Genomic DNA, 14283 nt, shown 5'->3' with positions numbered 1-14283 from the left:
CTCCCGATAGCGAGAGATCGGGACCGAAGACGCTGTTGTCGAGATTCAGAGGGGGGCGCCTGGCGCGCGAACAGCCGCTTCAATCGTTCAAAATTTGCGGCGGAAAAGAATCGCGCCGCGCCCAAAATAAAACCCTAGAAAAAAACCACGACAAAAAAGCCGCACCGCCCTTCGCGGCGCGGCTTCGCCGACGCGCCATTCAGGCTCATCGTCAATCGCAATTCTTGAATTGCGATTCCTTGCACTTCTTGACCATCTCTTTGGCCTTGGCGAGATCCGGCTCAGAGAGGAGCTGCGCGGATAACTCCTGCATTTCCTTTTTCTGGTCGGGCGGCATGGACAAAGGTTCGAGGCCGATCGCGGTCCACATGTAACCGCGCAGCAGGTCACGATCCAAACCTTGACCCGCCACATACATGGTTCCGAGATTGACCTGCGATTCGGCGTCTCCCTGCTTCGCGGCGAGGCGCATCCATTTCGCGGCTTCCTTATAATCCTGCCCGACCCCGGAGCCGTCATAATACATGCTGGCGATATTTGCCTGCGCCGCCGCGACGCCCTTGCCCGCCGCGAGCAGGCTCCACTTCATCGCTTCCGCATAGTCCTGCTTCAGTATGTGGCCATCGAGATACATCGTGCCCAGATTGGCCTGAGCCGCCGCGTCACCCTTTTCGGCAGCCTGCCTGATCCACTTGATCGCTTCCTTGTGATCGATCGGGACGCCCTTGCCCATAAGGTAGATCGGGCCGAGCTCGGACATCGCCCGCGCTTCGCCTTTCTCGGCCAGCGGCTTGAGGATTTTTACCGCAGCCGCGTAGTCGCCCTTGCTTGTCGCGGCGGTCACGTCCTCGTAAGCGTCGGCGCGAGCTGAACTAGCCGCGATTGTGGCGGCGAGCAGGATCAGGAATGAGCCAATGCGCTTTCGCATGCGAACCCTTTTTCACGCTATAAAGAGATAGGAACGCCCCCGGAAAACCGGGGACGTTCCTCTTGTTTGTGAGCGTATCGAATTTCGCTCAGTAGTTCCACTGAAGCTGCATGCGCAGCAAGTCGGCATGGAACTGGCGGTAGGGCGCCGCGCCGGTGTTGGTGCGGTTCATATTCGAATAGACCGCCGTCACCTCGACCTCCGGCAGCGGCTGCCACTCGACGCCGACGTCCCATTCATAGGTGCGGGCCGACGGAGCGTTGGTTTCGGTTTTCCAGCCGCCGTTGAAATACTGCCATTTGAAGAAGGGGAAGAAGGTGCCGAGGCCGAACTCCTTGTCGTCATACTTATAGGTCGCCTCGACATAGCCGCCGTTCAGGCCGGCCGAGCGGATATAGGTCTGCGTCGGATCGAGAGCGGGGCCGCGGCCCCAGTTCCATTCGGCGCGCAGACCGAAGGGCTGCGGATAGATCACGCCGGTGACGGCGACGCGATCGTCCTTGACGCCCTGGCAGCCATTGGCGCAGCTCCAGCCCCAGGCGTTCGCGCCGGGATAATTGCCGAGCACGAGATTCCGGGTGCCGTCGAAATAGCCGGGCGCATTGACGAAAGGCACGCCGGCGCCAGGGAAGCCGACAGGACGGTAGCCCGCCCAGTTGGTGGCCATGCCGAGAGACGGGGTGATCGCGGACGTCGTCGGCATGTAGCGGCCGGTGTAGCCCTGGATCGAGGCTTCGACGATCTGACCGTTCGCGAAGACGTAAGGATAGGTGAAGCGGCCGACGATGTGGACGCCGTTGTTCAGCTCGATGCGGTTCGCGCCCTGGCCGTTATAGACGCCCAAAGCGACCATGCCGTAGTCGCCCGTGCCCTTGAGGTTGTTCCTCACAAGGTCGCGGAAGAGATGACGCATATGCTCGGGCGTATAGTAGAAGAAGATGCCGACATCGCGCTCGTCCTTGCAGCAGCTATTGATCGCATCGGCGCGGTCCAGCGCGAGGCGATTCTGCGAGGACTGCATGTTTTCGAAGCCGTAGGGGATCTTCGACTGACCGACGCGGAAACGGAATTCTTTCTTCTCGTCGATCGAGATATCGGCGTAAGCGTCGCGCATCTGGGCGAAATTACCCGCCGAGTTGCCGTAGATGCCGATCTGGGGATTGTACAGGGCGTAGGAGGGATTGGTCCCCGCCGTGAAGCTATTGCTGAACGTGCCCGACGGCGCGGAGGCAAGGTCGAACTGAACGTAGAGATACAGATGGCTGGAGACGTCGCCGCTGACGATCAGGCGCGCGCGACGGAGCAGGAAGTTCCTGCGCGGGCCCACCGAGCGATCATGCGGGCTGTAGACATTATTCCAATTGTCCGCGTTGATCGTGTCGTTGTAGCGCATCTGCGTGTAGCCGCGGATGCTGAGCTTCTCGTACCAGTGCTTCGGCGCCTCCGGCGCATGCGCCACGGCCGGCGCGGCATGTGCGCGCTGCGCTTCCGCCTTGGCGGCGCGTTTCGCGGCCGCCTCTTCGGATTCGAGCTTGTTGAGGCGCGCTTTCAACGCGCGGATTTCCGAAGCCGTGTCGGCCGCGGCCGGAGAGGCCGCCACCCCCGCGAGAAGACCGAACGCCGCGGCGGCAAATGCGGCCCGTCCAACACCAAGTTTCATAAGGAACCCCCTTCGTTAACTTCCGGGGGCGAGTGAAGCCGCCCGTCGATGACAGTGGCGTGACAATTTTCATAGAACGCAAACTGTGACAGGAGGCGCGAACGCAACTGTGGCTCCAATGCCACAGTTTTAGCATTTACAGGCCTGATTCGCGTGGCATAACGGCCACACTCCGCCATGATATTAACCATAGCTTGTCCTGGCCTCGCCCAAATCACCGCCTTGCCGCGCGGTCGCGTTGCCGCTATCGGAAAGGCCGACTTTTCCTAACTGCAAGGCCACAGATGACCCCCGCGCAACAGCCTCGTCGTGAGGCGGCGTTCATCTTTATTCTCGTCACCGTCGCGCTGGACATGCTGGCTCTGGGCGTCATCATCCCGGTGCTGCCAAAGCTGATCGTGCAGTTCGAAGGCGGGGATCTGGGCTCGGCGGCGCGCGTCGTCGGCCTCTTCGGCTTGGCCTGGGCGGCGATGCAGTTCTTCTTCCAGCCCGTGCTCGGCGCCCTGTCGGATCATTTCGGCCGCCGCCCGGTCGTGCTGGCCTCCAATCTAGGGCTCGGCCTCGACTATATCTTCATGGCGCTCGCGCCCTCGCTGCCGTTTCTCCTCATTGGGCGGCTGATCTCCGGAGCCACGGCGGCGAGCGTCTCGACCGCCAACGCCTATATCGCGGACATCACCCCGCCAGAGAAACGCGCGGGCCGTTTCGGCCTCATCGGGGCCGCCTTCGGCCTGGGCTTCGTCCTCGGCCCGGCGATCGGCGGCGCGCTCGGCGCGTATGATCTGCGCTTTCCCTTCTGGGCCGCGGCGGCTTTCAGCCTCGCCAATGCGCTTTACGGCTATTTCATCCTCCCTGAATCTCTGCCGCCCGAAAAGCGCACGACCGGCATTGTCTGGCGCAGCGCCAATGTGGCCGGCTCGCTCGATTTCCTGCGGCGCGATCGCGCGCTGACGCTGCTGTCCGGCGCGCTCTTCCTGTCCTATCTCGCGCATGAATCGCTGCCGGCGCTTTTCGTGCTCTATACGCAGCAGCGCTATCATTGGGACGTGGCCGACACGGGTTGGGCGCTTGCAATTGTCGGCGTGTCGCAAACCATCGTCTCCGGCGGCCTGGTGCGGCCCGCGGTGGCGCGGCTCGGCGAAAAAGTGACGCTGACCATTGCGCTTGTCTCCGGCGCGCTCGGCTTTCTCGCCTTCGCCTTCGCGCCGACGGGCCTGGGCTTCATGGCGGGGGCGCCGTTGGTGGCGCTCTGGGGCATGGCCAATCCGTCTTTCCAAGGCCTGGCGACGCGGCTTGCCGGCTCTTCGGAGCAAGGCCGGCTGCAGGGCGCGCTCGGCAGTCTGCGCGGGGTCTCGGGCATGACCGGCCCGCTGATCTTCTCGCAGATTTTCGCCTTCTCGCTGTCGATCGATTTTTTCTCCGGCGCGAGCTATTTCGCCGCCGCGGCGCTCCTCGTCTCCAGTCTTACGTTGGGACTGAAAGCCATCAATTACAAATTGCTTTAATTTAACAAGTATTTATTCAGAAAATTCCCTAAACGGCGCAATCGCGCGCCGGGGGCGAGCCGCGCCAATTATCCGAATTTTGATGCGAGGCCGGAATATTCTCTGAAGGGTTTGTCAACGACTGAGGAGTAATACCGCATCACTACATAACTAAACGAGAGACGCATGATGCGGACTCGGGGCTTCTCCCATTACTCGGGCAGGATTCGACTGCTCGTCCACGCCATGCAGCGCGAGGACGACGGCGTTGTGGCAGTTCTTTTCGCCATGGCGCTCTTGCCGATTATGTTGTTTGTTGGCGCCGGCGTCGACTTCATGCGAGTCGATCGCGCGAAATCGGAGCTTCAACAGGCGCTCGATACGGCGACCCTGGCGGCGACGGCAAATCAATCGACCGCCGCCACGATACATCTCACGAACCAACCCGACGCCTCGCTGCTGAAAAACGCGACCGTCTCCTGGACGAAGAACGCCGACGGCTCGATCACCGGCACGGCCGACGCGAAAGTGCCGACGACCTTTCTGCAGCTCGCCTATATCGACTCGATTCCGATCCGAGCCACTGCGACGGCGACAAATCAAACCGCGCGCACGCCGTCGACTCTTATCTTCACGCTGACCGGCGCCTATGGCTGGTACTGGAAAGAAGTCGACCTCTATGTTCATACGGTCGGCGCATCCAACGACACGCTTCTCGCGTCATACGTCTATCAGCCGGTCGACCTGGGCGGCCAGAGCGGCCGCGGGACCGGAACGACGACCGCCGAATTCCTGTCGGGCGGCGATATGGTTTCCGGGCCTGTGAATACGTCGATTTCGCTCGGCTCGAATTACGACAACGCCTATCTGACCATGACGGTTTACACGGACGGTTGCGGCCCGGGAATGGCGCCGACCACCTCCCAATCGTCGTCGACCAGGAATTACACCTGCGTGACGTCCGGAACGAGAACTTCCCGCAAGACCTACACGAAGACGGCGTCGCCTGTCGTTTACAGCACCTCGGACGCCGCCCAATCGCGCAATCTCTTCGTCAACGGCGTCAACATGTATTCGACCACGACCGCGCCCTCGATCATGCAGCTTTTGCCCTGCGCCAAAGGCGAGACGACGGCGACCAACACCCACGCCTGGGAGGATACGCCCTATGCCGGCTCGTTGACCGGCGGGAGTTGGTCGAACCAGGACGTTTTCTTCAGCATCCAAACGACCTGCGCCTCGAACAATAATTACAGCGGCGCCCCCAGATTGACCAAATGAGCAGGCGTGGCCGTCCGCGAATAGCTTTACCCAAAGCCCGGCGCGCGCAGCCGAACCGCGCTGACGCCGCCGCCGCGCCGCTCGACGCAGATTTTCGTCGCGATTCGCGCCTGCATCGATTCGACGTGGCTGATGACGCCGACCTTGCGCCCCTGCCCTTGCAGATTTTCGAGCGCGTCGATTGCAACGTCGAGCGTCGCCGAATCCAGCGCGCCGAAACCTTCGTCGATGAACAGCGTGTCGACGAAGGAGTCTCTGCCCTCCAATCCCGCGAGAGCGAGCGCCAGCGCGAGCGACGCAAGAAAGCGTTCGCCGCCCGACAGCGAGCGCGTCGAGCGCCGCTCGTCGCCAAGATCGCGATCGACGATCTGAAGCCCGAGCGACCCCATCTCGCCGGCGCGCTCCAGCCGATAGCGCGGCGAAAGTAACGACAGGCGACGATTAGCGAGCGCGACGAGCTGTTCGAGCGTGACGCTCTGCGCGAAGCGGCGAAATTTGTCGCCTTCCTTGGAGCCGATCGCGGCGTTGATCTCTTCCCAGATCCTGCGATTGGCCTGCGCCGCCGCGATCTCTTCCGACAGGCTGCGCGCGCGGCTGCGGGCCTCGTCGTCGCGCGCAAGCCGCTCCTGCAAGGCGCCTGATCGCGCAGAAAGGTCGTCGAGCGCCTGCGCCAATTCTGCCTGGCGCGCGGAGAGAGTCTCGCGGGCCATGTCGATCGGCGCAACGGCCTCGGCTTCGGCAAGATCGCGACGCCGTTGCGTGAGAGTCGCTTCCACTGCGTGGAGCGCCGATTGCGCGTTTTCGACGACGAGCCGCATCGCCGCCGTCTCCTCGCGCGAGAACGCAAGAAGCCGTGTGGCGTCCTCTTCGGCAAGCCCCGCCGCTGCGAGCGCTTCGCTAAAAGCCGCGCGCGCCGCCGCCAAAGCGGCTTGCGCCGCCGCGATGTCGCGCGCGGCGCCGGCGTTGCGTTCATCGCTCGCGGCTTTCGCCTTATCGGCCGCCGACAGCGCCTCGCGCATCGCCTCATGCGTCCCGCGCGCGGTCTTGTGCTGTTCCTCGAAACGCGCGCGGTGGGCTGCGGTCGCTTCGCCGCCGAGCAGCACGCTGCGCGCCTGCTGCGATTTGGCGAGGTCTGCGGCGCGCGCCAGATGCTCCGCCGCCGCTGCCTTCGCCTGATCGGCGAGCGAACGCGCCTCCGCCTCGAAGGCTGCGATTTGCGGCCTCAGCTCGATAAGCCGCGCGGCGGCTCGGCCATGCGCCTCCTTGGCCGTCCGATATTGCGCGCCAGCCTCTTCGAGCCTTTTACGCGCGCCGGCGGCGTCGCGGTCGAGATCGGCGGTCGAGAGATTGCAAGACGTGAGAAAAGGCGAGAGCGAGCGGTCGAGCGATCCGATGCGCTCAATGGCGCCCGCAAGCTTTTCCTTCAGTCCTGCCTGCGCCTCGCCCGCCCGCCGCGCGAGCGCCTCAGCTTCGTCGCGCGTCTCCTTGCGCCCCTCGATCGCGTGGCGCTTATCGTCCGACGCCTTGCGCAGCCGCTCGATCTCCAAAGAGAGTTTCTGCGCCGTGTCGTGTATTTTCGTCAGCGCCGCGCGCTGCGCGCGGAGTTCTTCGAGCAAAGCGGCAATATTTGCTCCGGCCCCCGCTATCTCCTGCGGGGCGCCGCAATCGGGGTTTTGCGTGAACAACGCCGCATAGTCGCGCGTGGCGGCGTCGAGCGCTGCTGTCGCCGCGCGCAGACGCCGCGCCGCCTCTTCATGCATGGCGCCCGTCGCCGCCTCTTGAGCAGACGTTTCCGAAATGGCCTTGTTGGTTCGCGCCAGCGCCTGACGGGCCGCCTCGCGCTTGGCGCGCAGAGCGTCAACGAGCGCGCGCGCGGCGTTCTCGGCATGTGCGAAAGGATGGTCCTTGGCTCCGCAGACCGGGCAAGGCGCGCCGTCGTCCAAGGCGGCGCGCAGCCTCAGAGCATGCGGGTTGGCCGCCGCGTCGGCCAATTCGCCGAGCCGCTCGGCCTCTGCGGTTTGAATGGCCTCGACATCACGCGCCGCTTGCAAATTCCCCAATTGCTCGACAAGCGCGCCATGCGCCGCGCCGAGCCGGGCGACGTCCGCCGCAGCGCTTTCAGCAGTCGCCTCGGCGTCGGCGTAATCGCGCGCGCAACGCGCCATGGACAGCAAAGCCTCTTGCGCGGCGGACAAAGCCTCCGCCCGCCTTTGCGCCGCCGGAGCGTCGAGGGCCTGAAGCGCCGTTTCTCTTTCGCGCGTCTGCTCCAGCACGGCGTCAAGCTGCGTGCGATCTGCTTTGTCGGCGGCGTCATAGGCCGCGCGCATCTCGCCGGCGCGGCCCAACTCTTTTGCTGCGTCTTGCAACGCGCGCTCTGTTTCGCTTTTTTCTTTTGACAGAAGCATGCGCTTGGAGAGCCAGTCGTCGATCTCTTCCCACCGCTCGCTCAAGGACCGCGCTGCCTCGAGCGTTTCCAGCCGGCCCTGCGCCGTCGCGCTTTCAGCCGCCGACGCTTCTTCTTCCGCTAGCGCCTTGGCGAGCGCCTCCTGCTTACCGGCAAGGCGCAGAGCTGCGGCCGCTTCGGCATCGCGCGCCTTGGCGGCCTCGCGCTGCTGGGCCTCGATGCGCGCGTCGAGCGCGCTCGCCTCGCGCCACAGCGGCTCGAATTGCTCGATCTCGCGCTGCGCGGCGCCTAACGCCGCCATCGCGGAGCGTTCTTGCGTCCTCGCCGCCTCCACGGCGGCCTGCGCCGCCTCGGCCTGTTGTTGCGCGAGCAACGCCGAAGCCTGTTTTTCGGCCAGTAACTCTTCGGCTTTGCGAAGCTCCTCTCGCGGCGCGCGCAAGGGTTCGGCGCGAGTGAGATTCGCGAGCGTTTGTTGTTGATGCGAGAGCGCCGCCAGCGCTTCGCTCGAAGCGACGCGCGCGGCTTCTGCCTCGGCGAGCTTCTGCTGCGCCTGCGCGCGCGCGTCTATCCGGCGCAAAGCGTCGAGCGTCTCACTCTGCTCGGCGGTGAGCGTCGAGCGCCGCGCGCCGATCTCCTCGCTTTCGGCGACGATCGCCGCGCGCTCCTCCTCCGGCATGGCGCCGATGAGCGCGCGCTGCTGCTCCAACGCCTTCACGGCGCGCGCGGCCTCGTCCCAGCGCTCATAAGCGCGTCTCGACAGATGGCCGTAGACTTCCGCGCCGGTGATCTTTTCGAGAAGATCGGCGCGCTCTTTGGCGTCGGCGCGTAGAAAGGCGTCGAAATCGCCTTGCGCCAAAAGCGCCGTGCGGCGGAACTGATCGAAGGTGAGGTCAGTCAACTCAACGATGCGACGGTTGACCGGCTCGACGCCGGAGTCGAGCGTCTCGATCTTTTCGCCATTCTCGTCGATGCGCCAGAGACTACGGCCACGGTTTTGCAGCCTCCCGGCGACCTTGCCGCGCGCACGCATGAGATCGCAGCGGGCGCGGTAGCGTTTACCGTCGCGCGCGACGAAATCGGCCTCTGCGAAACCACGCCCCGCCCCGCGTCGCAACAGCGTGCGGGGATCATTTTCCTTGATAGTCGCCCCAGAGGGGTCCGGCATTTCGTCTCGTGCGCCGGGCGCTACGACACGAGGAAACTCGTCGTAAAGAGCTAGACACAGCGCATCGAGGATGGTCGACTTGCCTGCGCCCGTTTCGCCAATGATCGCGAAAAGTCCCGCCGAGCGCAAAGGCTCGCTCTCGAACTCGATCGCGAAGGGTTCGGCGAGGCTCGCAAGATTTTCGCCCCGGATCGCAAGGATGCGCATTACGCTTCCTCCGCGAGCCGGTCGAAGCAGCGCAAATGTTCGTCCGTCGGCGCGACGTGATGCGTCGCTTCGAAAGCCTCGCGAAAGAGATCGCGCGGCTGGCGTTCGGCAAGCCGCATTGGCGCCGGCTGAGGCGCTTCGCTCATTTGCGGCCGCTCGACGGCGAGCGAGACGAGGCGCACCGGAAACTTCTCGCAGATCGCGTCGATCTCGGCCTTCAATCCCACGGCGGGGCCGTCGACCGTCACAGCGAGATAAACGAAAGGCCGGGCGTCGTCGGGCGTTTCTGGGGCGAACGCGAGAGCGGAAAGCGCGCTCTCAATCTCCAAGACCGCCAGCGCGCCCTGCCGCGGCAGGCGCAGATGCGGGACGCTGCGGGTGAAGGCCACATGCTCGGGCGTCGCGGCGCCGGCCGCGTCGATCTCCACGATTGTGACGCCATGCGCATAGTCGATTTCCGATTTCGACATCGGGATGAGCGCGCCGGAATAGCGGATCGTCTCGCGGCCGACCTTCTGCGGCTTATGGAGATGGCCAAGCGCCACATAAGCGGCGTCGGCAGGAAAGATGTCGGGCGGCGCCGCATGCTCGCCGCCCACCAGAATGCGCCGCTCGCCCTCGGATTCGAGCCCGCCGGCGACATGGAGATGGCCGGTGAGGACCAGCGGCGCATCGCCAATTTTTGCCCGCGCGGCGTCGACCGCCTCGCGGTAGAGCGCCCGCACGCCCCAGACGGTAGCAGAGCCCGCCACATCCGCCCCCGCGATCGGCAGGTCGGCTGCGCGCGGATAGGGCAGCGCCAGAAGATGGGCGCCGACCGCGCCGGATGAGTCCCGGATCGGCAGGAGATGGGTGGAAAGGTCGAGCGCGCCCTCTCGCCGCGCGATGACGCCCACCGAATGCACCCCCGCGATCTCGAACAAGGCGCGGGGCGCCTCCAGCCTGCCGGCGGGGTCGTGATTGCCGGCAAGAAGCGCAATGGTCGCGCGCGGACAGGCGGCGCGCAGGTCGCGCAGCGTGTCGTAAAGCAGCCGCTGCGCCTCGGCGGACGGGTTGAGACTGTCGAAAATATCGCCCGCGACGATCACCGCATCGACGGCGCGGGCGCGCGCCGTCGCGACGAGCTGCGCCAGCGCGGCGCGATGCTCGGGCTCTCGCGACCAGCCTTGCAGCGCGGCGCCTAGGTGCCAGTCGGCGGTATGTAGGAGTCGAATCACAGCGGCGACAGTAAGCAGCAAGCGGCGGACCCGAGGCAAGCGATACGCAACTTGCCTGCCCGGGCCCGCCGCCCGGCCCCCCAACTCGTCAAACCGCGTTGCGATACGCCTTGCGCGAAAAGACGGTGAGGAACACGATCCAGAGATCGAGAGGCAGCGACCAATTGTCGATGTAATAAAGGTCGTGCTCGATTCTCTGTCGGATCTTCTCCGGCGAATCGATTTCGCCGCGCAGGCCGTTGACCTGCGCCCAGCCGGTCATGCCCGGTTTGACGTTGTGACGGCGCGCATAGAGCGCGATCCGCCGCTCGAAGAGCTGATCATGCGCTAGCGCGTGCGGGCGCGGCCCGACGAGCGACATCTCGCCGCGCAGCACATTGAAGAGCTGCGGCAGCTCGTCGATGTTGTATCGGCGCAAAATGCGCCCCACGCGGGTCACGCGCGGATCATTCGCCGTCGCCTGTTTGACGTGGCGCCCATCGTCCATGGTCGTCATCGTGCGCAGTTTCACGATGCGGAACGTCTGACGATTGAAGCCGTAACGACGCTGATAGAAGAGCGCCGGCCCGCGGCTGTCGAGCCGGATCGCCAGCGCGCAGAGCAACAGCGCCGGCGATAGCGCCACGAGCGCAAGCGCCGAGACCACAATGTCGAAGACGCGCTTCGCCGCCACCTCGAAGAGATTGAGCGGATCGCCGGAGAGGCTCAGGCTCGAGATTGCGCCGACCTTGTCGATATGGGCGTTGGCGAAGCGGTCGAGCACGCGCTCCGGCCCGAGATGGATGCGGGCGGGCACGCGCAGGAAGGCCGTCACGCATTTGTCGATGACATCGGTGCGCGACCAGGGCGAGAGGATGAAGACGTCGTCGGGCCGCAGCATACGCGCCGAGGCCGCCGCAAGCGTGAGGTCGTCGTCGAGCGTATGTTCGGTCTCGCGCAGCACCACCGAAGCGACGACGGTCATGCCGCAGGTCCAGGGTTTATAGCGATAGGTGAAGGCCTCGATGTCTTTCTCGAAACCGACGAGAAAGAGGCGCCGCGCCGATACGCCGCCCGCGGCCGCGCTGGAGCGGACGAAACGGGTGAGCGTCGCCCGCTCGGCGAAAAGCGCCACAAACCCCAGGGTCGAGGTCAGCACGAAGGCGGCCCGCGACGTCTCTCCAGTGACGTTGGACAGAAACCCGATCGCGAGCGCGAGGAGGCTGACGACGCTCCACAGGCTGAAACAGCGCCAGGCATGGCCCCGAAGCTGGAGGTAGTTGGCGAAAGAATATTCCTCCCGGACGACGCTCCCGAGAAGGAAAATCATCGTCGCGACGAGGCCCAGTTCGAGATTGCCGATCGTGAGCGCCCCATAGGCGAATTGGACCACGACCGAGGTCAGGACGAGCGCCAGAAAATCCAAAGATGCGGCGAGGAGCGAGAACGACGCCCGGACGAAGGCCGTGCTTTGGCGAGGCGCCCAATAAGCTGCGCCGCGATTCGTCCCCGCGAGAAGCCGCGGCCTCGCCTTTGGGGGCCGCGTTTCAAACTGAGACGGCCTTTTGGAAAAATCAGCCTGCTGAGACAATTGATCGGCCCTGGATCGGCTCGCCTGCTCCAAAACGGAACAAGAGCGATGCTATTGCCGAATCGGAGCAAGTAATGAGCCCTGTCTGGCGCCACCCTCTGCTCGCCAGCTAATCGGGCATTTCAAAACACCGCCTCACGCTGGAATTAACTATTCAAAAAACCTATATTTTTGCTGGATTTCTACTTCATGAACCCGCCGGACAAGCCGCGCAAATGGGCTGCACAAGGCGCCTTCACAAGCGCGTCATCCTCCCTGTAACATATAGAGAGTCGCAAAAGGCCGGTGTGGACCTTGGCGCGGTCCTTCGGGCCCTTCTCGAAACCGAGAGGCTGGCAAGGTGACCGCTCACTTCAGACACCAATATGTCTCGCCGCAAGCTTGTCCCGCGCTGGTGCTCAACGCGGACTATCGCCCGCTGAGCTACTATCCGCTTTCGCTATGGGGCTGGCAGGACGCCATCAAGGCCGTCGTCCTCGATCGGGTCAATATCGTCTCGGAATATGACAAGACGGTCAAAAGCCCGAGCTTCGAGATGCGCCTGCCCTCTGTGGTCTCGCTCAAGGAATATGTGCGGCCGGCCCGTCAGCCGGCCTTCACGCGGTTCAACGTCTTCCTGCGCGACCGCTTCACCTGCCAATATTGCGGGGCGCATGACGAATTGACATTCGACCATGTGATCCCGCGCTCCAAGGGCGGCGCGACCACTTGGGAGAATGTCGTCGCCGCCTGCTCGCCCTGCAATCTGCGCAAGGGCGACCGGCTGCCGCTCGACGCGCATATGACGCCGGCGCAGACGCCCTATCAGCCGTCGGTCGTCGACCTGCATCGCAACGGCCGCCGCTTTCCGCCTAACTATCTCCATGACAGTTGGATGGATTATCTCTACTGGGATTCGGTGCTCGAGCCGTAAGGCTATTTCCGTTTGAACAGCTCGCGTTGGGGAATGTCATTCCCGGCGGGCTGAAAGCCCGACCGGGAATCCAGAGCCAAAATATCGCTGGTTTGGCTCTGGATTCCCGATCGCTCGCTCAAGCTAGCGTCGGGAATGACACCGGCCCAATCAAGCGGATCTCGTATAAGGCCGGCGCCAGAGAGTTGCTATGCGCTTGATCGTCATTGTTTTCGGCTTCGTCATCGCTGTTGGCGTCGGCGCGGTCTTTCTCTTCGTTTCGGCTTTCTTCGATCCCGTGACGCGGGATGCAGGCCTCTCCTCCGTCCTCGCGGGGATTTTCGCGATCCTGGACGAAGCGATCGAGCCGGAGGAGGCCGTCGCGACGCTGGGCTTTGTGATATGGGCCGCCATCGTCGCGGTCTGCGCCGCGCCGCTCGCCGTGGCGGCTCTTGTCGGCGAAGCGGCCGGCGCGCGCTCCATCGTCTGGTATGCGGGCGTCAGCGGCGTCCTCGCGGGCGCCTCGCCCTGGATTGCGCGCGCGTCGAAAGGGCTGGAGCGCGCCCATAAGGTCAGCGAGGCGGAGGCGCGGCTCGCGCTTTTGTTCTTCCTCACCGGCGCGCTGACCGGCGCGATCTATTGGCTGATCGCCGTGCCCGCCCGCAAGGCGGCGGCGCCGCAGACGGCAAGCGACGGGCGCGGACTTTAGAGCGAGCTCCTCACTTTGACCGATTCAGGTCGGGCGGAAAGCGCGCGAAGCGCGATCGCGTTGCTTCTTTTCTTCCGTGTAGCGCCAATAGAGAAAAGCTGCGCCAAAGATAAACACTGCCGACAGCATCGCCGTCGCATAGAACTGCAGCGGGCCGCCCACGTTGATGGCGAAACGCGTCGTGCGCTTCGCTCCGGAACTTTCCGTCACGGTGATCAAGGCGGCGTAAGCGCCGCTCTCGTCGAACACATGCTCCATCGGCACGGCGCCGCCCGGATAAAGACGCGGCGGAAGATAAGCCACGGTGAAAGGCGTCGGATCTTCCTCCAGGGAAATCGGTCCGTTTTTCTCGCGCACGATGCGCACCTCGATCGGCAATTGGCGCAGGCGCTCGGCGATGAGGTCGATTGTGAGAATGATTCGGCCCGTCGAGGGGAAATCGCCGCAGAAGCGATCACGCGAACGATCGGGCATATAGGAGACGACGCCGATAAGGTCAGGGCCTATCGAGATTTCGCACTGGTCGCGAATGGTCGAGGCCTTGTCCATGCTGATCGCGTTTGCGCAAACCGGCGCGAAAAATGCGACGACGAAGGCGACGCCAAAGAGACGCGCCAATGAGATGAGCGATGACATATCTTCCTCTTCCGATCAGGCTCGGCCGGCCGCGTCGCGATCGCCGACAAGCACGCTGGAATCCCTTGTTTTTCTCGCATTTGCAAGGGGTCAGGATTGACGCCCCCGGCAGGAAGTGCTCTTAACCGCC

At 64.2% G+C, this 14283-nt stretch carries 10 protein-coding genes; 4 read left to right on the top strand and 6 right to left on the bottom strand.

Going from position 1 to position 14283, the window contains the following annotated elements; genetic code table 11:
• Positions 1 to 211: 211 nt before the first annotated feature.
• Both JJT62_RS15210 and JJT62_RS15205 read right to left on the bottom strand, forming a co-directional pair.
• Positions 212 to 928, bottom strand: coding sequence for a tetratricopeptide repeat protein (locus JJT62_RS15210; protein WP_202073628.1), 717 nt, complete (start codon positions 926 to 928; stop codon positions 212 to 214).
• Between the two features lie 88 nt (positions 929 to 1016).
• On the bottom strand, positions 1017 to 2588 hold the full coding sequence (locus JJT62_RS15205) for a porin (protein ID WP_202073627.1): 1572 nt from the start codon (positions 2586 to 2588) through the stop codon (positions 1017 to 1019).
• A 284-nt stretch (positions 2589 to 2872) separates the two neighbouring features.
• On the opposite strand from JJT62_RS15205, the gene JJT62_RS15200 reads away from it, so the two are divergent.
• Both JJT62_RS15200 and JJT62_RS15195 read left to right on the top strand, forming a co-directional pair.
• Positions 2873 to 4093, top strand: coding sequence for a TCR/Tet family MFS transporter (locus JJT62_RS15200; RefSeq protein ID WP_202073626.1), 1221 nt, complete (start codon positions 2873 to 2875; stop codon positions 4091 to 4093).
• A 165-nt stretch (positions 4094 to 4258) separates the two neighbouring features.
• Positions 4259 to 5353, top strand: coding sequence for a TadE/TadG family type IV pilus assembly protein (locus tag JJT62_RS15195; protein ID WP_202073625.1), 1095 nt, complete (start codon positions 4259 to 4261; stop codon positions 5351 to 5353).
• Between the two features lie 26 nt (positions 5354 to 5379).
• On the opposite strand, the gene JJT62_RS15190 is transcribed toward JJT62_RS15195, so the two are convergent.
• From JJT62_RS15190 to JJT62_RS15180, 3 genes are all read right to left on the bottom strand, one after another.
• A complete protein-coding gene (locus JJT62_RS15190) occupies positions 5380 to 9129 on the bottom strand; it encodes an AAA family ATPase (protein ID WP_202073624.1) in 3750 nt (1249 codons plus the stop codon).
• Positions 9129 to 10346 (bottom strand): exonuclease SbcCD subunit D C-terminal domain-containing protein, encoded by a 1218-nt coding sequence (locus tag JJT62_RS15185; protein WP_202073743.1) that lies wholly within the window; start codon positions 10344 to 10346, stop codon positions 9129 to 9131. Before JJT62_RS15185 ends, JJT62_RS15190 begins: the two co-directional genes overlap by 1 nt.
• A gap of 88 nt (positions 10347 to 10434) precedes the next feature.
• Complete coding sequence (locus JJT62_RS15180) at positions 10435 to 11751, bottom strand: exopolysaccharide biosynthesis polyprenyl glycosylphosphotransferase (protein ID WP_246744930.1); 1317 nt, start codon at positions 11749 to 11751, stop codon at positions 10435 to 10437.
• A 559-nt stretch (positions 11752 to 12310) separates the two neighbouring features.
• Between JJT62_RS15180 and JJT62_RS15175 the strand changes: the two genes are divergently transcribed.
• Positions 12311 to 12829 carry an HNH endonuclease gene (locus tag JJT62_RS15175; protein WP_202073742.1) on the top strand — a complete coding sequence of 173 codons (519 nt, stop codon included), beginning with the start codon at positions 12311 to 12313 and terminating at the stop codon, positions 12827 to 12829.
• A 190-nt stretch (positions 12830 to 13019) separates the two neighbouring features.
• A complete protein-coding gene (locus JJT62_RS15170) occupies positions 13020 to 13517 on the top strand; it encodes a hypothetical protein (protein ID WP_202073622.1) in 498 nt (165 codons plus the stop codon).
• Positions 13518 to 13541: 24 nt separating this feature from the next.
• On the opposite strand, the gene JJT62_RS15165 is transcribed toward JJT62_RS15170, so the two are convergent.
• On the bottom strand, positions 13542 to 14153 hold the full coding sequence (locus tag JJT62_RS15165; RefSeq protein WP_202073621.1) for a hypothetical protein: 612 nt from the start codon (positions 14151 to 14153) through the stop codon (positions 13542 to 13544).
• Positions 14154 to 14283: the final 130 nt, after the last annotated feature.

Origin of the sequence: Methylocystis sp. Sn-Cys, assembly GCF_016745395.1 — a bacterium.
GTDB classification, from domain to species: domain Bacteria; phylum Pseudomonadota; class Alphaproteobacteria; order Rhizobiales; family Beijerinckiaceae; genus Methylocystis; species Methylocystis iwaonis.
The sequence above is the reverse complement of the archived record's forward strand: the minus strand, read 5'-3'. Positions and strand labels throughout refer to the sequence as shown.

Excerpts from the sequence above, each read along its gene's own strand:
- JJT62_RS15170 (WP_202073622.1), top strand. The coding sequence starts at position 13,020 with ATGCGCTTGATCGTCATTGTTTTCGGCTTCGTCATCGCTGTTGGCGTC.
- JJT62_RS15165 (WP_202073621.1), bottom strand. The coding sequence starts at position 14,153 with ATGTCATCGCTCATCTCATTGGCGCGTCTCTTTGGCGTCGCCTTCGTC.
- JJT62_RS15205 (WP_202073627.1), bottom strand. The coding sequence starts at position 2,588 with ATGAAACTTGGTGTTGGACGGGCCGCATTTGCCGCCGCGGCGTTCGGT.
- JJT62_RS15195 (WP_202073625.1), top strand. The coding sequence starts at position 4,259 with ATGATGCGGACTCGGGGCTTCTCCCATTACTCGGGCAGGATTCGACTG.
- JJT62_RS15190 (WP_202073624.1), bottom strand. The coding sequence starts at position 9,129 with ATGCGCATCCTTGCGATCCGGGGCGAAAATCTTGCGAGCCTCGCCGAA.
- JJT62_RS15210 (WP_202073628.1), bottom strand. The coding sequence starts at position 928 with ATGCGAAAGCGCATTGGCTCATTCCTGATCCTGCTCGCCGCCACAATC.
- JJT62_RS15200 (WP_202073626.1), top strand. The coding sequence starts at position 2,873 with ATGACCCCCGCGCAACAGCCTCGTCGTGAGGCGGCGTTCATCTTTATT.